We start from the raw sequence: 21,130 nt of genomic DNA on the forward strand, positions 1-21,130 counted from the left end.
TCGTCATCGAGCATCACAGCATGAACACCGCCTTCCTCTTTCAGCTCCTGGTCAACGGCCTTGTGGTCGGCACGCTCTATGGCGTGGTCGCGATGTCGTTCGTGCTGATCTACAAGGCGACGCAGGTCGTCAACTTTGCGCAAGGTGAATTGCTGCTGGTCGGCGCCTGGGTGTGCTGGGCCCTGCTTGCCAAATACCAGGTGCCGTTCTGGATCGGCATGCCGATGACGCTGGTGTTCATGTTCGTGTTCGGCATCGCGATCCAGGTCCTGATCCTGCGGCCGATGATCGGCGAACCCATCATCTCGGTGATCATGGTGACGATCGGCCTCTCGACCGTGCTGCAAGCGACCCTGAAATGGATGTTCGGCGTCAACCCGCAGCCGTTCCCGCGCGTGTTCGAGAGCCAGTCAGTCAGCCTGTTCGGGTTACAGATCCAGACCGTCTATGTCATGAGCCTCGTGGTCTCGGTCGCGATGATGATCGGCATGGCCTGGTTCTTCCGGGCCTCGAAGTACGGCCTTGCGATGCGCGCCACCGCATTCAACCAGCAGGTCGCGCAGTCGCTCGGCATTTCCGTGAAGAGCGTGTTCGCGATGGCCTGGGCGATCTCGGCCACCGTCTCGGCGGTCGCGGGTGTCGTCGTCGCCGTCGTCAACGGCGTGTCCTCGGGCCTTGCCGCCTACGGCATCAAGGTTTTCCCCGCGGCCATCCTCGGCGGGCTCGATTCCGTCGGCGGCGCCGTGCTCGGCGGGATCATCATCGGCCTGCTCGAGAACGTCGCGCAATATGTCGACAGCGAATATCTGCACTGGGGCAATCTCTACGAGATCGCGCCGTTCTACGTCCTCATCATCGTGCTGATGATCAAGCCCTACGGCCTGTTCGGCACCCACGACATCGAGCGGATCTGATCCATGGCTGGCCCTGCCCTCATTCCTGCTGGTGATTTCCGCACCTCCTACGCGGCCGACACCACGATCTTTCCGACCACGACCGGCCGCAACTTCGCGATCCTCGGCGTGCTGCTGTTGTGCTTCGCGCCGCAATTGCTCGCCGGCTACTGGCTCAGCATCCTGATCCAGATCGGCATTTTCTCGATCGCCGCGCTCGGCCTCAACATCCTGGTCGGCTTCACCGGCCAGATCTCGATCGGACATGCCGCCTTCTTCCTGCTCGGCGCCTTTACCTCGGCCTATATCTCCAACAACGCGCCGATCCCGGTGTTCTTCGCCATCCCGCTCGCGGGCGTCATCACCGCGCTGGTCGGGCTGATCTTCGGCATCCCGGCGGCGCGCCTGAAGGGGCTGTATCTCGTCATCGCGACGCTTGCCGCGCAATATATCCTGCTCGACTTCTTCTCCCGCGCCGAGTGGTTCACGGGCGGCTCGGTACCGGCGAGCGCCAATCCGTTCTCGATCTTCGGCTACACGCTTCGCGGCGACAAACAGTATTTCTACGTCGTGCTGGCCTATGTGCTGCTCTGCTACATTCTGGTCACCAATCTGATGCGCACACGCGACGGCCGCGCGCTGGTGGCGATCCGCGACCATTATCTCTCCGCCGAGATCATGGGCATCAACCTCACCAAATACCGCACGCTGTCGTTTGGGTTGGCGGCCTTCTTCGCCGGCATCGCCGGCGCGCTCTATGCGCATTACCAGCTCGTGGTGTCGCAGGAAGGTTTCGGCATCGAGCGCTCGATCCTGTTCCTCGCCATGATCATCATCGGCGGCACCGGCTCGATCATGGGCACGCTGATGGGTACCGCGTTCGTCGTGCTGCTGCCGGAGTCGATGGAGCTTCTCAGCGCCTATCTGAAGGGCGGCGCGATCGACAAGGCTCTGGGGCTCAACAACAACCTCACGTTCTTGCGCGAGATCGCCATCGGCGTGATCATCATCGCGTTCCTGATGTTCGAGCCCGACGGACTCGCGCATCGCTGGCGGCAGATCAAGGCCTACTGGAAACTCTACCCGTTCTCGCACTGAGCGCGGCTGCTTCACTTAAACAATAAACAGGAGGAACCGACCTATGAAAATGAAATCCCTTTTGAGCACGGCGTCACTCGCGCTCTTGATCGCGACCTTTTCGGCCAGCGCGCAGGCGCAGATCGCACTCGGTCATCTGGAGGATCGCTCCGGTGGTACCTCCGACGTCGGCACTCCCTACGGCCAGGCCGTCGCCGACACCTTCGCCTGGGTCAACAAGAACGGCGGCGTCGGCGGCAAGCAGCTCAATGTCGACACCAACGACTACGGCTACCAGGTGCCGAAAGCGATCGCGCTGTACAAGAAATGGTCGGCGCCGGACAGCAAGGTCGCGGCGATCATGGGTTGGGGCACCGCCGACACCGAGGCGCTGACCGGCTTCCTCGCCCAGGACAAGATCCCCGATATGTCCGGCTCCTACGCCGCGGCCCTCACCGATCCCGAAGGCATCAGCGGCAAGGCCAAGCCCGCGCCCTACAATTTCTTCTACGGCCCGAGCTATTCGGATTCGCTGCGTGCGATGCTGATCTGGGCAGCCGAGGACTGGAAGGCCAAGGGCAAGTCCGGCAAGCCGAAATTCGTCCACATGGGCGCCAACCATCCTTATCCGAACGCGCCGAAGGCCGCAGGCGAAGCCATGGCGCAGGAGCTCGGCTTCGAAGTACTGCCGCCGCTCGTGTTTGCGCTCGCGCCGGGCGACTACAGCGCCCAGTGCCTTAGCCTGAAATCCTCAGGTGCCAACTACGCTTATCTCGGCAACACCGCAGCCTCCAACATCTCGGTGATGAAGGCGTGCAAGACCGCAGGCGTCGAGATCCAGTTCATGGGTAATGTCTGGGGCATGGACGAGAACGCCGCCAAGACGGCCGGGGACGCCGCCAACGGCGTGATCTTCCCGCTGCGCACCGCGGTGAGCTGGGGTGGCAATGCGCCCGGCATGAAGACGGTGATGGAAATCTCCAAGATGTCCGATCCCACCGGAAAGGTCTATCGCCCGGTGCACTACATCGCGGCCGTCTGTTCGGCGCTCTACATGAAGGAAGCGCTCGACTGGGCCGCCAAGAACGGCGGTGCCACCGGCGAGAACGTCCGCAAGGGATTCTATCAGAAGAAGGACTGGGTCCCGGCCGGAATGGAAGGCGTCTGCAATCCTTCGACCTGGACCGAAAAGGACCACCGCGGCACGCTGAAGGTCGACCTCTATCGCACCAAGATCACCGGTGCGACCGACGGCGACCTCAACGATCTCATGGCCAAGGGCGCGATCAAGCTCGAGAAGGTCAAGACCGTCGAGCTGCCGCGCAAGGCGGAGCTGCTGGGCTGGTGAGCGATCTCGGACGTCATGGCCGGGCTTGTCCCGGCCATCCACGTCTGACCACTCGGCACGAAGAGCGTGGATGCCCGGGACAAGCCCGGGCATGACGGGCGTAACAAATTGGCACCCAACATGACCGACACCCTCGAAGCATCCCGTCCTTCGCCGACCGCCGTCCCCGCGCCCCCTCTCCTCGCCGTGCGCAACATCGAGGTCGTCTATGATGACGTCATCCTGGTATTGCGCGGGCTCAGCCTCGACGTGCCCAAGGGTGCAATCGTCGCACTCCTCGGCGCCAACGGCGCCGGCAAGTCCACGACGCTGAAGGCGATCTCGGGGCTGCTCAAGACCGAAGACGGCGAGGTCACGCGCGGGGAGATCCTGTTCGAGGGCGAGCGGATCAATGGCATCGATCCCGACAAGATCGTCCGCCGCGGCATCTTCCAGGTGATGGAGGGCCGGCGCATCGTCTCCGACATGACGTCGCTGGAGAACCTCAAGCTCGGCGCCTTCACGCGTCGGGACCGCGAGGTCGATGCCGATCTCGACATGGTCTTCACCTATTTCCCCCGCCTGAAGGAGCGCACGGGTTTGGCCGGCTATCTCTCCGGCGGCGAGCAGCAGATGCTCGCAATCGGCCGGGCGCTGATGGCGCGGCCGAAGATGATCCTGATGGACGAGCCGTCGATGGGCCTGTCGCCGCTGCTGGTGAAGGAGGTGTTCGCCATCATCCAGACGATCAACCGCGACCTCGGCGTCACCATCCTCCTGGTCGAGCAGAACGCACGCGCCGCGCTGTCTGTGGCAAGCCACGGTTACATCATGGAGCAAGGCAAGGTCGTGCTCGACGGCACCGCCGACGAGCTTCGCGACAACGAGGACGTCAAGGAATTCTACCTCGGGGGCGCCGGCGACCAGCGCAAGAGCTTCAAGAACCTCAAGAGCTTCAAGCGGCGCAAGCGGTGGCTCTAACCCAGCACCTGCTCCGCTTCCGTGACTGCGCAGAGAACATGATAGAACGACGACGCAGGAATGGTGTCGATCAGCGACTTGCCGTCGCGATCGAACTGGTCGTACCAGCCGCCCCTCACGGGATGGCTGAGATAATGCCGTTCGAGCCGCACCAGTGCCGCACGCGCCTCGTCCGCTGCGCCCGCCTCGCCGGACTCGGCCTGCGCGATCCACGCCTTCGCGATCTCGGTCTGCGGCCAAAGCCGGCGCGTGCCGCGGCGAATGTTGCCGATGTCGTCCCCCTCGTCGATCAGGCAGCCCGTGGCCTCGTCGCGATATCGGAGCGCGGTCGCAAGCAACTCGGCGCGCCGCTGACCGGTCGGGCATCCCGTGATGCGTTCGAAACCTTTCAGCAGCCAGACCCATTCCGCCTGATGGCCCGGCTCGACGCTGACGGGCTCGATCTTCGACCAGTCCTCCTCGAAATACTCGGTCAGGATGCGCTTCTGCTTGTCGTAGAGATTGGCAAGGAACAGCGCGAAAAACTCGCCGGCACGGTTCTGGAACGACAAATCGTGGGTCGCGTCGAAACACGCGATCATCGCCTCGAACAGGTGCATGTGCGGGTTCTGCCGGCGCGGCAGCGAAACCGGAAGGCTTTCGTGCACGCCGCCATGCGGCGAGCGGAGATGGCCGTCGAGGAAGGCCAGCAGCGCGTCGATCTCGGCACGAATCTGAGCGTCCTGGTCGAGCGCGTAGACGGTCGCGAGCGCAAACAGGATGAAGGCGTGGTCGTAGGCATCGCGCCGGCCGTCCAGCACCGTCCCCTCCGGCGTCAGCCGGTGCACGTAACCGGGCTTGCCGTCGGGCGCCTTCGCTTTGCTGAGCAGATGCTCCAGCCCCTTCAGCGCGATGGCGCGGCCCTCAGGGTACCAGCCCATTTGTGCGGCCTTGGCGTAGCAATAGATCTGGCGGGCCTGCACGAACACGCGCCGCGGCGCAGCCGCATCCGCAGCGCCGTCGCGGTGCAGCCGGTCGATGAAACCGCCACCGGCAGAATCCCAGCCGACGGTCGACCACAGCGGCAGCGCCTCCTCGATCATGCGGCGCTTCAGGCGCGCGACGACGTCCGTCGCCTCCTCCGCCGCAATGATTCCTTCGTCCGCCATCGCGTCCTCTCCGGGCCTCGCCAATGGCCGTCTGATACCCACGCCAGCGGCGGCGCGCAACGGATGCCAACACGGAAAGAGCAGCCATGACCGCCCACTACGACGCTCGCGAGACGCGCGAACAAGCCGCCCGCGAGGCCGATCTGTTCTCCCGCCTGCCGGAGGTACTGCGAGCCGCGATGGCCGCGCCGGCCTATGCCGAGCGGCTGAGAGGTATCGATCCCGCCGCCGTGACCTCCAGGGCCGCACTGGCGGGCCTGCCGGTCTTGCGCAAGTCGGAACTGCCCGCCCTGCACAAGGCCTCTGCGCCCTTCGGAGGCTTCGTGGCGGCGGCCCCCGGCTCATTCGCCCGCCTCTTCACCTCCCCCGGCCCGATCTTCGAGCCGGAGGGACGGCAGGCCGATCCCTGGCGCGGCGCGAGGGCGTTGTTCGCGGCCGGGTTCCGGCCCGATGACATCGTCCTCAACACCTTCAGCTACCATCTGACCCCCGGCGGCTTCATCTTCGATGCCTCGGCGCGGGCACTCGGCTGCGCCGTGATCCCGGCAGGGCCCGGCAATACCGAGCAGCAGTTCGAATTGATCGAAGCCTACCGCCCGGTTGGCTACAGCGGCACACCGGACTTTCTGAAGATATTGCTGGATGCCGCAACCAGTTCAGGCCGCGACGTTTCCTCGATCAAGCGTGCACTGGTTTCCGGCGCGGCGTTCCCGCCCTCACTCCAGGCTGAGATCAAGGCGCGCGGCATCGACGCCTACCAGGCCTTCGGCACCGCCGATCTCGGCCTCATCGCGTTCGACACCGAGGCACGCGAGGGCATGGTCGTGAACGAAGACCTGATCCTGGAGATCGTCAAGCCCGGCACTGGCGATCCCGTCGCGTCGGGCGACGTCGGCGAGATCGTGGTGACGTCGCTCGATCCCCACCATCCCTGGATCAGGCTCGCCCTCGGCGACCTCACCGCAGCGCTGCCCGGTCCGAGCACGTGCGGCCGCACCAACATGCGCATCAAGGGCTGGATGGGCCGCGCCGACCAGACCACCAAGGTCAAGGGCATGTTCATCCGCCCCGAACAGATCGCCGAGATCGGCAAGCGCCATTCCGAGCTCGGAAGACTCCGCCTTGTCGTCACACGACAGGGCGAGAGCGACGCAATGACGCTGAAAGTGGAAACGGCGGCTGCGAGCGAGGCGCTGCACGAGGAAATCGCCAGCAGCTTGCGGGCCGTGACGAAACTCGGCGGAGCCGTCGAGCTGGTCAGCCCCGGCATGCTTCCGAACGACGGCAAGGTGATCGCGGACGAGCGGTAGCATTCCTGACAGGCGCCTGAAGCCGCGCGCCCTCGCTCACCGCTCCGGGGAGGCATATCGTGAAAGGCGCGCCTTCAAATCCTTGCCGACGACGGTCTCGCCGCAAACGCTGAGATGATCGAAATCCCTGTACATCAGGCAATCGCCACTCAGCAGATTCATCGCATCAGGCTTGATGATATCGAAAAACGAGACGTAGTCGAAGGACCTGCGCTGCAGGTCAATGGTGCCGCGCAAGTGCTTCTCGAGCTCCAAGAAAATATCGACTGTCACGGGACTGATCGGATACCCCTCCCGCGCGACCTTCCTCATGCCTTCAAAGTCGGCGAGATTGAGCCTCGGTTCGACGAAGGGACCAAGCCAGACCACCCGGGTCATCCCGGACATGGCTTGCAGATAGCCGATCGTCTGGGTGATCGCGTTATCGTTGAAATGGTACTTGCCGCCAAATTTCAGCACATCGCCGGGCTCTTCCTGATCATTTTCGTCGAGCACGAGATGGGATCCGGAGAAATGCAGGATGACCGTCCGGATAGCTTCCCGATGCGCATCCATGAATTCGCCGAATCCAATATAGGGACATTCACGTCGCGTGTTGTCCCAAGGGCGGCAGCCAGGGTTGACCAGCCCAACGACGAACTTGCCATAGTTGCTCCTGAACAGGGCGTTGTAGATGTTCATCGCGTGGGAGTCGCCGATCACGACTGTTCCGGGTCCAAACCTCTTCGAGCAGTCGACCAGCCGGCCCCAGGCCGCAGGTTCGAGCTGCGTCATCCAGAAAACGCAATTGCCATCCGTGGCCATGTCGCGCGTGAGCTCGCCCCCGGTGTCACGCATGAGCAACTGGTAGAGACGACGCGTATCGTCTCCGCTGAAGTAAAGACCTTGCTTTTCGAATCCGTTGGTGGCGATCGCAGCGATACTGGTGCCGGCGAGAGAGAATATGCCGAGCGAGCAAGCCGCAATCAGCGCCGGCTTTCTCAGCCATTTGCGATCCCTGGCCGGTTGCTCGACCAGGCGATAGGTCAAGACGGCAAGCACGAAGGAACCAGCCGTCAGCGCAAGCGCGACACCGACATCGGGGCGATCAAAGCCGCTCAATCTGGCGAAAACCAACACCGGCTGATGCCACAGATAGGCGCTGTAGCTGACGAGTCCGATCGCGACGGGGATCCGACTTCCGAGCACCCTTCCGACCGTGGTCCGAGTGGTCGCGAACGCAATGACGAGCCAGGCTCCGGCCACGGGGGTAAGAGCTCGAAAACCGGGATATTTGAATCCGCCGCGCTCAAAAAGGCCGAACGCGATAAGCCCGATGCCGACGAGGACCAAAGTGTCGAGTGTTGCGTTTGACAGCCGGGCCCGCAACTTCGTGACGGGCCACAAGGCCAGAACAGCCCCCATGAGCAATTCCCAGAGGCGACTCGGAATCAAATAGAAGGTGGCTTCCTTGGTCTGGGGTCCCCATTGGGCGTAGCTGATGCTTGCAACCGCGATCGCCGCGAGCAGCACTCCGGCCCACTTCCGGCCGAACTTCAAAGCGCCCATCAGGAGAATGGGGAAGATCAGGTAGAACTGCTCTTCGACGCCGAGGCTCCACGTATGCAACAGCGGCTTCAGTTCGGCTATCCGGTCGAAGTAGCCGCTCTGCGACCAGAAAAATACGTTCGACACGAACGCGCACACCGCGATCACGCTCTTCGAGAACTCGAGCACCTCGCGCGGAAGCATGAGAATGACAACGAGGGGGGTGCACACCAGCAAGACCACGATGAGTGCCGGCAATATTCTCCGCGCCCGCCTTTCGTAAAAAGCCGCGAATGTAAACCTGCCCTGCTCCATCTCGGTGCTGATGATGGAGGTGATCAGATAGCCGCTGATGACGAAGAATATGTCGACACCGAGATAGCCGCCCGGCAGCGCCTTGATGCCCGCATGGAAGAGCATGACCGAAAGAACGGCGATCGCTCTAAGTCCATCTATTTCGGGGCGATACTCCACTTAAGGTCAATTCGATTTCGACAGCCGGTAATTGCCGAGATAGAGCACGTCCAGCCCCGAGCAGAAATAGGTATGCAACGCCTCCAGCGGCGCGTTCACCGTCGGCTGCTCGTTGATGTTGAGGCTGGTGTTGATCAGGACCGGCAGCGAGGTTGCTTTCGCGAATTCGCCGATCAGGCGACTATAGAGCGGGTTGCTGTCCGCATGGACACTCTGGATCCGTGCGGTGTTGTCGACATGGACGACCGCAGGCATGGTCTCGGCGACCTTCTGATTGACCGGAAACGTCACCACCATGAAGGGCGCGTCGAACGTGTCCTCGAAATACTCGGCCTGGCGTTCGTACAGCACGGACGGACAGAACGGGCGGAATTCCTCGCGATACTTGATGGTGAGGTTGATGCGGTCCTTCATGCCCGCATGCCTAGGATCGGCGAGGATCGAGCGGTTGCCGAGCGCGCGGGGACCATACTCCATCCGCCCCTGGAACCAGCCCACCGTCTTCTGCTCTGTCAAATCGGTGACGCAGCGCGACACGGGATCGTCGAGCAGCTCGAACCGCGCGCCGATCTTGTCGAGCGTCTCCCGTATCGTGTCGTTGGAATAGTCCGGGCCCCAGTAGGCATGGGTCAGCGGTGCGATGGCGTGGCCCGCCTCCGCGCATTTCATCATTGCGGCGCCGAGCGCCACGCCGGCATCATGCGGCACCGGTGGGACGTAGAGACGCTGCACGGACGGCTCGGCCGCAATCTCCATGTTCATCTTGCAGTTCAGCCCGACGCCGCCGGCGATGCAGACATCACCGCAGCCGGTCTCGGCGATCGCGGAACGGATCACTTCGGTGGCGACGATCTCCAGCTGCTTCTGGCCGCTCGCGGCGATGTTGGTCAGCCGCTGGTCGAGCGGCGCGCCGCGCAGCCGGCGCGGGCCCAGAATCTCCTCCATCTTCTCGGTGAAGATGCGCTCCTGCCGTGTCGAGAAATCACTGGTGAAGATCTCGGCATCGCGCCTGCGCTTGTCGAGCTCGGGATCGAGCTCGTAGTTGATGCCGTTAGGACGCAGCAGCTGTGCGAACTTGTCGAGATAGTCAGGGCTGCCATAGGACGACAGCCCCATGACCTTGTACTCGTCATTGGTCATCTGATAGCCGAGATACTGCGTCAGCATCCCGTAATAGAGCCCGAGACTGTTATTGCGGGCAAAGCGCGTCAGCACGCGGAAGTCGTTGCCGCGCGCATGCGCGACGAGGCCGGAGCTGGAATCGCCCGAGAAGTCGAAGCAGGCCACGGTCGCCTCCGGAAAACCGGAGCCGTAGAACGAGCTCGCGGCATGACAAAGGTGGTGGTCGTAGAGCTCGATCTTCGGGCTGTGGCCGAACTGATACTTGAAATATTCGGTGAGACGCTGCGTGTAGTTGGTGTAGGTCTTCAACGGCGAGCAGATCCAGTCGACGTCGCACATGGTGATGCCGGCCTGCTTCAGGCAGAAGCCGATCGCCCCGCGCGGCAGCTCGCCGCGCGCATGTTTGGCCAGCGTGAAGCGCTCCTCCTCGGCAGCAGCGATCAGCTCCCCGTCGCGCAGCAAAACCGCAGCACCGTCGTGGTGCCCGTGCTTGATCCCCGAGCTGATTCCGATCACATACATGTCGCGTAGACCTCTCGGGAGCCTTCTATAGAAACCACGGCCAATGTAAATCGGCCCGGGCCCGACCGGAGCGCTTGACGCCGGCCATTCTGGCCCGATGCCGCCGGGCGCAGGAACCTTGCATCGCCCCTGCCGCTCCCGTATTACCAACCTTGCTGCGATATGGCCTGGAATCGGCCCTTCCTGGACCCCGAAACGTGCTTGAACGAACCCTCGTCACCATCGCCGAGACCGAGACCATTGAGGAAGCCTTCCGGCGCCTGAATGCGAACATGCTCGGCATCCTGTTCGCACAGGATGCGAGCGGACGAATCGTCGGCGCCGTGACTGACGGCGACATCCGCAGGCGCATGCTCGCCGGGACCACGATCCAGGACCGGGTTGCGACCTGCATCAATCGCAACTTCGTCTCGGCGAGGGCCGGCGGCCCGCGCGAGCAGATCCTCAAATTGCTGGATCAGCGTGTCCACGTGGTGCCGATCCTCGATAGCGAAGGACGGCTCGTCGACGTGTTCAGCCGCGAGCTGTTCAACCTGTCCGAAGAGAGCGAGGTGTTCGCGCGCGCCCGCTCGCCGGTGCGGATCAGCTTCTCCGGCGGCGGCACCGACCTGACGCATTATTTCGTCGAGAATGACGGCGGCGCAGTCATCAACGCCACGATCAAGATGTACGCTCACGCGACGTTGCGGCGCCGGAGCGATTCCAGCATCCGGATCTATTCGCACGATTTCCGCAGCACGATCGAGGCCGACAATCTCGCAGAGCTCGGAACGGATGGGGATCTGGCACTGATCAAGTCCGTCGTGCGCCTGATCAAGCCGACTTTCGGGTTCGAGCTCGAGGTCTCCGCCGACTTCCCGGTCGGCTCGGGCCTCGGCGGCTCGGCGGTGGTCACATCCGCCATCATCGGCTGCTTCAACGAATTCCGCGGCGACCAGTGGGACCGCCACGAGATCGCGGAGATGGCGTTCCAGGCCGAACGGCTGATGCTCAACATCCCCGGCGGCTGGCAGGACCAGTACGCCACCGTGTTCGGCGGCTTCAACCACATGGAGTTCTTCTCCGACCAGAACACCATCGTGCCGCTTCGCCTCGACCCCAACATCATCGCCGAGCTCGAGGAGAGCCTGGTGCTCTGCTACACCGGCTCGGGCCGCGATTCCGGCGCCATCCACCGCGACCAGAAGGCACAGCACGAGACCAGCGATGCGGTCGCCGCAGCCGCCAAGCAGAAGGAAGTGACGCGCGACATAAGGCGGCATCTCCTGCGCGGACAGCTCCTGGAATGCGGCCGGCTGATCGACGAGGCCTGGCACGCCAAGCGGAAGCTGAGCTCGAAGATCTCGTCGGACGCGATCGATGCGATCTACGAATTCGCCAAACAGCACGGCGCGGTCGGCGGCAAGCTGCTGGGCGCAGGTGGCGGCGGCTACTTCCTGTTCTTCGTGCGTCCGTTCGAGCGCTATCAGCTCATCGCGGCGCTGGAACAGCAGGGGCACAGCTGTTCGCGCATCATGTTCGAAGAGAACGGGCTGCGAACGTGGAAGTCGCGCTTTCCCGCGCGATTCGCCTGACGCAGCGAGACGAGAATGTTGATGACATCGCCAAATCAGACCGCTTCAGTCCGCATCGGCAACCGCGTCCTCGGTGACGGTGAACCCTGCTACGTCATTGCCGAGATCGGCAACAACCACAATGGCGACTTCGACCGCGCCATTGCGCTGGTCGATGCCGCGATTGCCGCAGGGGCCGACTGCGCCAAATTCCAGATGCGCAAGCTCGACGAGGTCTATCGCGCTTCGAGCCTGTCCGGAAAGGACGACGACCTCGCAGTCGAATACACGCTCGATCTGTTGCGCCGCTTCGAGCTTCCGACGGCGCAGCAGAAGAAGATCGCCGAGTATTGTGCGGCCAAGGGCGTCCAGTATCTCTGCACGCCCTGGGATGCGAGCAGCGTCGCGGTGCTCGAAGGTTTCGGCGTCCAGGCCTACAAGGTTGCCTCGGCCGACCTCACCAACCTGCCGCTGCTCGCGCGCCTCGCCGCCACCGGCAAGACGCTGATCGTCTCCACCGGCATGAGCACGACGGACGAGATCAAGGCCGCGGCGAAATTCCTCGACGAGCGCAACACGAGCTACGTGCTGCTGCATTGCCAGAGCACCTATCCGGCCGCGCTCCACAACATCCATCTGCGCTTCATGGAAACGTTGCGCGAGATCCATCCGGTCGTCGGCTATTCGGGCCACGAGCGCGGCGTTGCCGTCTCGACCGCCGCTGTGGCGCTCGGCGCCGTCGTGATCGAACGCCACATCACCCTCGACCGCGAGATGGAAGGTCCGGACCATGCTGCAAGCCTGGAGCCGGATGAATTCAAGGCTCTCGTCTCGGGCATCCGCGAAGTGGAAGCCGCGCGCGGCGAGAAGCTGGCCGAGCGCGCGCTGAGCCAGGGCGAGCTGATCAACCGCGAAAACCTCGCCAAGAGCTTGGTGGCCGCGCGCGACCTTTCGTCCGGCACCGTGATCTCCGAAGCCGACATCGCGGTGAAGAGCCCGGGACAGGGCCTGTCGCCGCTGAAGATGCCGGCCCTGCTCGGCCGCAAGCTGACGCGGACGATGGCGGCGGACGACTATTTCTTCCAGAGCGACCTCGACGACGGCGCCGCGAAAGCACGGCGCTACCGCTTCGACCGCCCCTGGGGCGTGCCGGTGCGCTATCACGACGCCGAGCGTTTTCTGGAGATATGCCAGCCCGACATCATCGAATTCCATCTCAGCTACAGCGACATGGAGCGCGATCCCGCGACCTATCTGTCCGGCACCTACGATCTCGGCTTCGTCGTGCACGCGCCGGAGCTGTTTGCCGGCTCCAAGCTGATGGACCTGGCAACGCCCGACGAGGCGCTGCGGCGGTATTCGCTGGAGCAGACCCAGGCGGTGATCGACATTACCCGCGGCCTGAAGAAGTACTTTCCCAAAACCAAGCGTCCGCCGATCGTCGCCAATATCGGCGGCTTCACTATGGATGAGCCGCTGCCGCCGGAAGAGAAGGCCGAGCGCTATCGCATCTTCGCACGAAGCCTGACCGAGCTCGACATGGACGGCGTCGAGCTGACGCCGCAGACCATGGCGCCGTTCCCCTGGCATTTCGGCGGCCAGCGCCACCAGAACATCTTCATTTTCCCGGACGAGTCCGCCGCGTTCTGCGCCAAGCATGATCTGCGCATGTGCGTCGACATCTCGCACACGAAACTCGCCGCCAATCATTTCGGCTTCGACTTCGCGCAAGGTCTCGCCCAGCTCGGTCCGCACACCGCGCATCTGCATTTTGGCGACGCCAAGGGGCTCGACGGCGAGGGTCTTCAGATCGGCGAAGGCGAGATCGACTTCGACGAGATCGGAAAGGTGCTGCGCAAGCACGCGCCGACGGCCTCGTTCATTCCCGAGATCTGGCAGGGCCACAAGAACATGGGCGAAGGATTCTGGACCGCGCTCGAGCGTCTCGAGGGACACATCTGATGGCGCGCAAGACGCTGGCCGTGATCGCCGCACGCGGCGGCTCCAAGGGCATCCCGCACAAGAACCTGCTCGATCTGTGCGGCAAGCCGCTGATCGCCTGGACGGTCGAACAAGCACGCGCGGCGCGGGGCGTCGACGTGGTGGCCGTGTCTTCGGACAGCGACCAGATCCTCGCCGCGGCCGAGGCCGCCGGCGCGGTCGGGGTGCGGCGTCCCGACGACATTTCCGGCGACCTCGCTTCTTCCGAATCCGCCTGGCTCAATGCGCTCGATGCGATCGACGCGCGGATGGGACGGTTCGGGCGGATCGTCGCGCTCCAGGCGACATCGCCGATCCGGGAACCCGGCGACATCGAGAACGCGCTTGCGACCTTCGATCGCGACCATCTCGACAGCCTGCTCTCGGTCTGCGAGGTCGAGGATTATTTCAACTGGCGGATCGGCGCGAACGGACCGGAGCCGATCAACTACGACTATCGCAACCGCCGCATGCGGCAACAGATCGAGAAGCGCTATTTGGAGAACGGCTCGTTCTACGTTCTGATCCCCTCCCTGCTGCGCGAGCAGAACAACCGTCTCGGCGGCAAGATCGGCTTCCACGTGATGGAACGTCACAAGATGTTCCAGATCGACCGCCCCGAGGACGTCAAGCTTTGTGCCGCCATCATGCGCAGTTATGGCTATGCCTGATCTCAGCGCCTTCTCGCTCAAGAACAAGATCGCGGTGGTGACCGGCGCTTCGCGCGGCATCGGCGCCGCCATCGCGACCGGCCTCCAGGATGCGGGAGCTACGGTGTTCGGCCTCAGCCGTTCCGGGACCGCGCCGCAGGGCGTGACCGCGATTGCCTGCGATCTCTCCGACGACAAGGCGATTGAAAACGCGTTCCGCACGATCGCGGCGCAAGGCGGCCGTATCGACGCACTGGTCAACGCGGCCGGCATCAGCCTTCCCCCACAGAGCACCGAGAGCGAGCTCGCGCGCTTCCGCGCCACGCTCGCGACCGACCTCACCGGCGTCTACGCCACTATCGTCGCCGCCTACCCGCTCTTGAAGAAGGCGGGCTCGGCTGCCATCGTCAACGTGACCAGCATCAATTCGATCCGCGGCTTTCCCGGCAATCCGGGCTATGTGGCGGCGAAGGCCGGTCTTGCCGGGCTGACGCGCGCGCTCGCCGCCGACTATGCGGCCGACGGCATTCGCGTCAACGCGCTTGCACCGGGTTATGTCGCGACCGAAATGACCGCAAAGAGCTTTGCCGATCCCGTCATGCACGAAGAGAGGCGCCGCCACACCATGCTCGGCCGCTGGGGACAGCCCGCCGACATGGTGGGAGCCGCCGTTTTCCTTGCGTCGGAAGCCTCCGCCTATGTGACCGGCCAGGAGATCTTCGTCGACGGCGGCTGGATCGCCAAGGGCCTCGCCATCAGTTCGGATAGCAAATCGTGACCACAACGCTCGAACGCATCGGCTTCATGCAGGGACGGCTGTCGGCGCTGGTCGACGGCAAGATCCAGGCCTTCCCCTGGGACGAGTGGCGCGACGAATTTCCCCGCGCGAAAGAGCTCGGCCTGACGCGGATGGAATGGACCATCGACCAGGAACGGCTGCGCGAGAACCCGCTGACGACCGAGCCGGGGCAGCAGGAGATTCTAGCACTGTCGCAACAGAGCGGCGTGCGCATCCCGAGCCTGACCGGTGACTGCTTCATGCAGGCGCCGTTCTGGAAGGTCGACGCCGTCGTGCGCGACGCGCTCGTCGCCGACCTCGATCTCCTGATCGCCGCCTGCAGCCGCGTTGGCATCGCGTTCGTCGTGATCCCGCTGGTCGACAACGGCAAGATCGAGCGCGAGAGCGAGAGCGATACGTTGAAGCGCGTGCTGCTCGCACGCTCCGGGCAGCTGACAAGAAGAAACGTCAAGATCGTCTTCGAATCCGATCTGCCGCCGGGCGAGCTTGCCCGGTTCATGGAGGCGTTTCCGGCCGAAGTTTTCGGCATCAACTACGACAGCGGCAACAGCGCCTCGCTCGGCTATGACAGCGACGAGGAGATCGGGGCGTATGCACCGCGCATCCTGAATGTGCATATCAAGGACCGTATCCGCGGCGGCACCACCGTGCCGCTCGGCACCGGCAACGCGGACCTCGCCAAGACGATCCGGCTGATCGAGCGCGCCGGCTACAAGGGCCAATACATCCTGCAAACCGCGCGCGCGGCCGACGGCGACCATGCCGGCGCGCTGGCGAAATATCTCGACATGACGGTTCGCTGGATCGAGGACGCCGCGCAATGAAGCTCGAGCTGAACGATCGTGTCGCTCTCGTCACCGGCGCCAGTCGCGGGATCGGGCTTGCGATCGCGACGACGCTCGCTGCGGAAGGCGCCAAGGTCGCACTCGCGGCGCGTGGTGCCGAGGCACTCGACGCGGCGCGCACGATCGTAGAGGGCCTCTCGTCCATCCACGTCGCCGACGTCACTGACCCCGCCGCTGCGAAGGCACTGGTCGAGGGCGTCGAGAAGCAATGGGGCCGGCTCGACATCCTCGTCTGCAATGTCGGCAGCGGCGCCTCAGTGCCGCCGGGCAAGGAGACCGCGGCCGAGTGGTCGCGGGTGATGGATCTCAATCTGTTCGCCGCGACCAATATGATCGAGGCTGCCCGGCCGCTGATGGCGCGCGGCAGCGGCGACCGGTCCATCATCTGCATTTCCTCGATCGCTGGCATGGCGGCGCTAGGAGCGCCCGTAACCTACTATGCCGCGAAGGCAGCGTTGAATGCGACCGTGCGCGGTCTGGCGCGGCCTCTTGCGCTCGAAGGCATTCGCATCAATGCAGTTGCGCCGGGCAACGTCCTGTCGGCGGACGGCACCTGGGCGCGCAAGCTTGCGGAAAACAGTGCCGCGGTCGAAGACATGCTCGTGCGCGACGTGGCACTGCGCCGCCTGGGCAAGCCGGAAGAGATCGCCGATCTCGTCGCCTTTCTCGTTTCGCCCCGCGCAGCATTCATCACGGGCAGCGTGATGGTCGCGGACGGCGGCCAGCTCAGAAGCTGAACAGGAGCCTTCGATGACCTCCTCCTCCCGCTATGACCTGACTGGCCGGACCGCGCTCGTGACCGGCGCCGGCGGCCTGCTGGGCAAGCAGCATGTCGCAGCGCTCGCTGAATCCGGCGCGCGCGTGGTCGTCACCGATGTCGGCCTGGCGCAGGCCGAGACCGCCGTCGCTGCGTTGGAACAGGCATCGCCTTCAGCCGATTTGATCGCGCTTGAGATCAACGTCACCTCGCTCGACTCGGTGCGGGCCGCCAATGAGCAACTTGCAGGCCGCGGCATCGCCGTTGACATCCTGGTCAACAACGCCGCCATCGATCCAAAGGTGACGTCGAGCCCCGGCGTCATGCACTCCTCGCGCTTCGAGGCATTCCCGGTGCCGCAATGGCAGACCGAGATCGCCGTCGGTCTGACCGGCGCAATGCTGTGTGCGCAGGTGTTCGGCGGCGAGATGGCCAAACGCGGTCGCGGCGTGATCCTCAACATCGCCTCCGATCTCGGCGTGATCGCGCCGGACCAGAGGCTCTACCGCCAGCCGCAGGTGACGCGCGAAGAGGAACAGCCGGTGAAGCCCGTGACCTATTCGGTGATCAAGCATGGCTTGATCGGGCTGACGAAATATCTGGCGACCTACTGGGCCGATCACGGCGTGCGCGTCAACGCGATCTCGCCGGGGGGCGTCTTCAACAACCAGGACCCCGCCTTCGTCGAACGACTGACGCGCCTGATCCCGATGGGCCGCATGGCCGATGTCGACGAATACCGCGCCGCCGTGCAGTTTCTGTGCTCGGATGCCTCGAGCTACATGACGGGACAGAATCTCGTCATGGATGGCGGGCGCAGCGTCTGGTAAAAACACCGCGGCCAGGCGCGAGTATTCGCCCAGAGGACATTGCCGATGCGAGTGCTCGATCACAATCACCACGTCGGCTCGAGCCCAAATCAGGCTTAGCAAGTGCCCTATCGCCCCGAAATCGATGGCCTTAGAGCAATTGCCGTTCTCTCGGTTATTTTCTTCCACGCCGGACTGGATGCGATTCCGGGCGGCTATCTCGGCGTCGACATTTTCTTCGTCATCAGCGGCTATCTGATCACGTCCATCATCAGCAGGGAGATGGAGGACGGACAATTCACATTTGCAGCCTTCTACGAACGACGGGTCCGGAGGATATTGCCGGCACTCATCGTGGTCCTGCTGGCTTGCATTCCCTTCGTTCCCATCTTCATGCTCCCGAGCGAGGTGGTCGAATTCTCGAAGAGCGTGATCGCTGTGTGCGCATTCGTCTCGAATGTGTTCTTCTGGGCGCAGAGCGGCTACTTCGACAGGGCTGCCGATTTGAAGCCGCTGCTGCACACCTGGAGCCTCGGCGTCGAGGAGCAGTTCTACCTGTTCTTTCCGGTTCTCCTGATGGCGGCGCTGCGGCTTGGCCGCAACCGCGCGGGCGTGCTGTTCGCCGCGATTGCGGTCGCGAGCGTTGCCTATGCCCAATGGGGCCCCCAAGCCAAGGAGACGACCTTTTACCTGATGCCAAGTCGGCTCTGGGAATTGCTCGATGGCGCCGTCCTGGCCCTGTGGCCCACCTCGAAACTGAGGGCTGAGCTGCCCAATGCGGCGCTCGATATCCTCGTCGCCATCGGCATCGGGCTGATCGGCTATAGCCTCCTCGACCACGGCGACGTCCGATACCCCGACTTGCGCGCGTCGCCTGCCGTGCTCGGCGCCTGCCTCGTCATCGCATTCGCGACCACGCGGACGATTGCGGGTAAATTGCTCGGAAGCCGGATCCCGGTCGCAATCGGGCTCATCAGCTACAGTGCCTATCTATGGCATCAACCGATCTTCGTTTTCGCGAGGTTAAGCGGTTTCGACCGGCCGAATGTCGGCCTCGCCTTCCTGCTGACGGCGATTTCTCTCGTGCTTGCCGCCTTGACATATCGTTTCGTCGAGCAGCCGGCGAGAGATCGCAAGCGGTTCGGAAGGCCGGCCCTGATTGCGGTTTCCGCGGTTGGAATGTGCGGCCTGGCTGGCGCGAGCGCCTTCGCGATTGCCACCAACGGCTTCGAGAAGCAGAGCTTCTACTTCAGCAGCAACGATACCCGCCGGCTCTACGAACTGCTCGAGCGCAGCACCGGTGGCGATTTCATGCGCGACATGGGCACGAACGGCGATTGCGTGTTCTGGACAAATCGATTCGAGCCTGCCGCGAGGGACCGGCTTATCGAATGCTCGAAGAGGTTTGGGCCAGCGACCGTTATTCTCGGCGATTCTCACGCGATGAACATCTACAATGCATTGTTCAGGAACAACTACTCCCAGTTCCTCGTCGGCCTGGTCGGCCCGGGATGCCGCCCATGGGCCAGGATCCCGGATTGCCCCTATACGGCATTCGACGAGTTCATGACCGCGCATCGCGAGGTCGTCGAAACCGTCATCCTGCATTTCTCCGGATCCCACCTCGTGGTCGACGAGCATGACCGGCAGGAGCCGGCCGATGTGATGAAGTTCGGAGGCCGTTATCATTTCAACGACCGGCCGATCGCCATGACGATCGACTACCTGCAAGCTCTGTCCCGACAGACCAAGACGATCTGGCTGGGCCCTTTCGTCGAATCGAGAATGGACTTCCGCGACCTCGAGCGCATGAAGCGGGTTGCGCGCGGCGGATTCCGTCTCAATCCCCCGACGGTGGACATCTTTGCGACCCTCGACAAGCACCTGCGCGACAAGACCAGCCTGCCGCAGAAGAACTTTCAGTTCATCTCGTTCTCCGAGGTCATTGATCAGGACGCAAAGGGGCTGCTGGACGGCGATTGCCTGATGTATCGGGACTCCGATCATCTCAGCGTCTGTGGAGAACGCGTCGTCGGGAAAGACCTCAAGAGGGTGCTTCTGAGATACACGTCCACAGGGCAGTAGACGCCAGAGCAATCTCCACGCCTCGCTATCTCCTGAAGCGCGATCCGGCCGCGATCTCAGCCGCTTCCCGCTTGCGTCTCTTTGTCTCCCTCCAGCAATTTTCCAAGACCCTCGCTCGCCACGAAGGTGAGCCCCGCCAGCGCAGGTATGATGAGGCGCGTCTCGGAAAAATCGGCGATGAAGAAGACGAGTCCCACATGGGTCAGCGTCGCCGCGCCGACGATGGCAATCGTCCGGGTAAGTGCAAAGGTTCTCACAATCGCAATTGCGAGCACGGGACTGGCGATCGCGACCACTAGCTTCATGGTCTGAAGATTGCCGACCAGCTTGCTGAAGTCGCCATTAGTGACCAGGAAAGACTTGTAGTCCGTTCCGGGATGCATCCAGATCAGCGTCTTCGGCACGGCCACCGAGATGCCGATCAGCAGTCCGAACACCATCCACTCCTTGAGGGTCGGCCATCGCCGCTCGAAAGCTGCAAGCCCCAGAAGGGCGAACGCCGAAGCGAACACGACGTCGGTTCGACCGAAGCTGATAATCAGCCCGGAAATGATCGCGGCGGGATATCGCCGCGACGTCAACAGGAACAGCTGCCAGAACAGCCCGCCCGCAATGAAGACGGGACCCATGCGCCCCGGATAGATCGCGATCTGCGTGTAGAACGCAAAGGTCAGCAGGCAGAGCCACGACGCGGTCGGCGAAAGCAGCAGGGTCGCCAGCGCGAACACCGCAAGGAACGACAGGGAATCGAACAGATAGTTGGCGATGATGTGGGTGTGGTACGTCGAGCCCCCGAAGGTACGATCGTCGCCGAATATCCGGACATAGGCCTCGGTAATCTTGGCGAGCAGCGGCCGCATGACGCCTTCGACGGCGTCCATGTGGGCGAACTCGCGCTCGTGATCCAGGCTGAACTGCATTTGCTCGCGCAGCAAATTGGCTTCGTGCGCGGTGATGGACAGCGCAAGGCAGCAGCTCACGAGCAGTCCCAGCGTGACCGGATTGAAGAAGCTCCTTCTGACCTTGAACAAGACCAGCAGCGGAACGAGCGCGACGGCCACGAAGAAAGCGATGCCCGCATATCGCAAGAGACCCGGGAGGTATCGGTCGGAGACGTTCACCCAGTACCAGGCGATGACCAGAACGTTCGAGACACCCCAGAACCCGAGCACCAGGCCGAGGGACGGCGTCTTCATCTGATCGTCAAACTTCAGCAAGCGGCCAAGACCGCCAGACCACGACAGCATCGCCCCCTGCTTCGACACCCGATC

Annotated in this window: 17 protein-coding genes; 13 read left to right on the plus strand and 4 right to left on the minus strand. The window is 63.4% G+C overall.

Translation table 11 applies throughout. The features are described 5' to 3' along the window. Positions 1-20 precede the first annotated feature (20 nt). The 4 genes from CIT40_RS23520 to CIT40_RS23535 all read left to right on the plus strand — a co-directional run bounded on the left by CIT40_RS23520 (position 21) and on the right by CIT40_RS23535 (position 4,278). Positions 21-914 (plus strand): branched-chain amino acid ABC transporter permease, encoded by an 894-nt coding sequence (locus CIT40_RS23520; RefSeq protein WP_094891496.1) that lies wholly within the window; start codon positions 21-23, stop codon positions 912-914. A gap of 3 nt (positions 915-917) precedes the next feature. Continuing rightward, positions 918-1,991: a branched-chain amino acid ABC transporter permease gene (locus tag CIT40_RS23525; protein ID WP_094891495.1), complete on the plus strand. Its 1,074-nt coding sequence runs from the start codon at positions 918-920 to the stop codon at positions 1,989-1,991. 43 nt (positions 1,992-2,034) lie between these two features. Beyond that, entirely contained in the window at positions 2,035-3,318 is a 1,284-nt protein-coding gene (locus tag CIT40_RS23530) for an ABC transporter substrate-binding protein (protein ID WP_094891494.1), read from the plus strand. Positions 3,319-3,438: 120 nt separating this feature from the next. Next, a complete protein-coding gene (locus CIT40_RS23535; RefSeq protein WP_162307638.1) occupies positions 3,439-4,278 on the plus strand; it encodes an ABC transporter ATP-binding protein in 840 nt (279 codons plus the stop codon). Here CIT40_RS23535 and CIT40_RS23540 read toward each other — a convergent pair. Further along, positions 4,275-5,426, minus strand: a complete 1,152-nt coding sequence (locus CIT40_RS23540) for an AGE family epimerase/isomerase (protein ID WP_162307639.1) — start codon at positions 5,424-5,426, stop codon at positions 4,275-4,277. The two genes, CIT40_RS23535 and CIT40_RS23540, sit on opposite strands and share 4 nt — an antisense overlap. Before the next feature lie 86 nt (positions 5,427-5,512). On the opposite strand from CIT40_RS23540, the gene CIT40_RS23545 reads away from it, so the two are divergent. Then, on the plus strand, positions 5,513-6,736 hold the full coding sequence (locus tag CIT40_RS23545; RefSeq protein ID WP_100298061.1) for a phenylacetate--CoA ligase family protein: 1,224 nt from the start codon (positions 5,513-5,515) through the stop codon (positions 6,734-6,736). Positions 6,737-6,772: 36 nt separating this feature from the next. Here the strand turns inward: CIT40_RS23545 and CIT40_RS23550 are convergent, their stop codons facing one another. Beyond that, positions 6,773-8,737 carry an acyltransferase family protein gene (locus CIT40_RS23550; RefSeq protein ID WP_148667220.1) on the minus strand — a complete coding sequence of 655 codons (1,965 nt, stop codon included), beginning with the start codon at positions 8,735-8,737 and terminating at the stop codon, positions 6,773-6,775. Positions 8,738-8,743: 6 nt separating this feature from the next. Further along, a complete protein-coding gene (locus tag CIT40_RS23555) occupies positions 8,744-10,381 on the minus strand; it encodes a carbamoyltransferase family protein (RefSeq protein WP_094891491.1) in 1,638 nt (545 codons plus the stop codon). 197 nt (positions 10,382-10,578) lie between these two features. Between CIT40_RS23555 and CIT40_RS23560 the strand changes: the two genes are divergently transcribed. From CIT40_RS23560 to CIT40_RS23595, 8 genes are all read left to right on the plus strand, one after another. After that, positions 10,579-11,955 carry a GHMP family kinase ATP-binding protein gene (locus CIT40_RS23560; protein WP_094891490.1) on the plus strand — a complete coding sequence of 459 codons (1,377 nt, stop codon included), beginning with the start codon at positions 10,579-10,581 and terminating at the stop codon, positions 11,953-11,955. Between the two features lie 21 nt (positions 11,956-11,976). Continuing rightward, complete coding sequence (locus CIT40_RS23565; protein ID WP_244611831.1) at positions 11,977-13,896, plus strand: N-acetylneuraminate synthase family protein; 1,920 nt, start codon at positions 11,977-11,979, stop codon at positions 13,894-13,896. Next, on the plus strand, positions 13,896-14,585 hold the full coding sequence (locus CIT40_RS23570; RefSeq protein ID WP_094891488.1) for an acylneuraminate cytidylyltransferase family protein: 690 nt from the start codon (positions 13,896-13,898) through the stop codon (positions 14,583-14,585). The genes CIT40_RS23565 and CIT40_RS23570 overlap by 1 nt, the downstream gene beginning before the upstream one ends. Further along, on the plus strand, positions 14,578-15,342 hold the full coding sequence (locus CIT40_RS23575) for an SDR family oxidoreductase (protein WP_162307640.1): 765 nt from the start codon (positions 14,578-14,580) through the stop codon (positions 15,340-15,342). The genes CIT40_RS23570 and CIT40_RS23575 overlap by 8 nt, the downstream gene beginning before the upstream one ends. Next, complete coding sequence (locus CIT40_RS23580) at positions 15,339-16,187, plus strand: sugar phosphate isomerase/epimerase family protein (RefSeq protein WP_094891486.1); 849 nt, start codon at positions 15,339-15,341, stop codon at positions 16,185-16,187. The genes CIT40_RS23575 and CIT40_RS23580 overlap by 4 nt, the downstream gene beginning before the upstream one ends. Next, complete coding sequence (locus tag CIT40_RS23585; RefSeq protein WP_094891485.1) at positions 16,184-16,945, plus strand: SDR family NAD(P)-dependent oxidoreductase; 762 nt, start codon at positions 16,184-16,186, stop codon at positions 16,943-16,945. The genes CIT40_RS23580 and CIT40_RS23585 overlap by 4 nt, the downstream gene beginning before the upstream one ends. 13 nt (positions 16,946-16,958) lie before the next feature. Beyond that, entirely contained in the window at positions 16,959-17,795 is an 837-nt protein-coding gene (locus CIT40_RS23590) for an SDR family oxidoreductase (RefSeq protein ID WP_094891484.1), read from the plus strand. A gap of 102 nt (positions 17,796-17,897) precedes the next feature. Further along, entirely contained in the window at positions 17,898-19,859 is a 1,962-nt protein-coding gene (locus CIT40_RS23595) for an acyltransferase family protein (protein WP_094891483.1), read from the plus strand. A 56-nt stretch (positions 19,860-19,915) separates the two neighbouring features. On the opposite strand, the gene CIT40_RS23600 is transcribed toward CIT40_RS23595, so the two are convergent. Next, positions 19,916-21,124 (minus strand): hypothetical protein, encoded by a 1,209-nt coding sequence (locus CIT40_RS23600; protein WP_162307641.1) that lies wholly within the window; start codon positions 21,122-21,124, stop codon positions 19,916-19,918. Positions 21,125-21,130 lie beyond the last annotated feature (6 nt).

Source organism: Bradyrhizobium amphicarpaeae (assembly GCF_002266435.3).
In the GTDB taxonomy this organism is placed as follows: domain Bacteria; phylum Pseudomonadota; class Alphaproteobacteria; order Rhizobiales; family Xanthobacteraceae; genus Bradyrhizobium; species Bradyrhizobium amphicarpaeae.

Coding starts and splice junctions, on each gene's coding strand:
- CIT40_RS23585 (WP_094891485.1), top strand. CDS start 16,184: ATGAAGCTCGAGCTGAACGATCGTGTCGCTCTCGTCACCGGCGCCAGT.
- CIT40_RS23530 (WP_094891494.1), top strand. CDS start 2,035: ATGAAAATGAAATCCCTTTTGAGCACGGCGTCACTCGCGCTCTTGATC.
- CIT40_RS23540 (WP_162307639.1), bottom strand. CDS start 5,426: ATGGCGGACGAAGGAATCATTGCGGCGGAGGAGGCGACGGACGTCGTC.
- CIT40_RS23520 (WP_094891496.1), top strand. CDS start 21: ATGAACACCGCCTTCCTCTTTCAGCTCCTGGTCAACGGCCTTGTGGTC.
- CIT40_RS23555 (WP_094891491.1), bottom strand. CDS start 10,381: ATGTATGTGATCGGAATCAGCTCGGGGATCAAGCACGGGCACCACGAC.
- CIT40_RS23545 (WP_100298061.1), top strand. CDS start 5,513: ATGACCGCCCACTACGACGCTCGCGAGACGCGCGAACAAGCCGCCCGC.
- CIT40_RS23525 (WP_094891495.1), top strand. CDS start 918: ATGGCTGGCCCTGCCCTCATTCCTGCTGGTGATTTCCGCACCTCCTAC.
- CIT40_RS23590 (WP_094891484.1), top strand. CDS start 16,959: ATGACCTCCTCCTCCCGCTATGACCTGACTGGCCGGACCGCGCTCGTG.
- CIT40_RS23565 (WP_244611831.1), top strand. CDS start 11,977: ATGACATCGCCAAATCAGACCGCTTCAGTCCGCATCGGCAACCGCGTC.
- CIT40_RS23535 (WP_162307638.1), top strand. CDS start 3,439: ATGACCGACACCCTCGAAGCATCCCGTCCTTCGCCGACCGCCGTCCCC.
- CIT40_RS23570 (WP_094891488.1), top strand. CDS start 13,896: ATGGCGCGCAAGACGCTGGCCGTGATCGCCGCACGCGGCGGCTCCAAG.
- CIT40_RS23575 (WP_162307640.1), top strand. CDS start 14,578: ATGCCTGATCTCAGCGCCTTCTCGCTCAAGAACAAGATCGCGGTGGTG.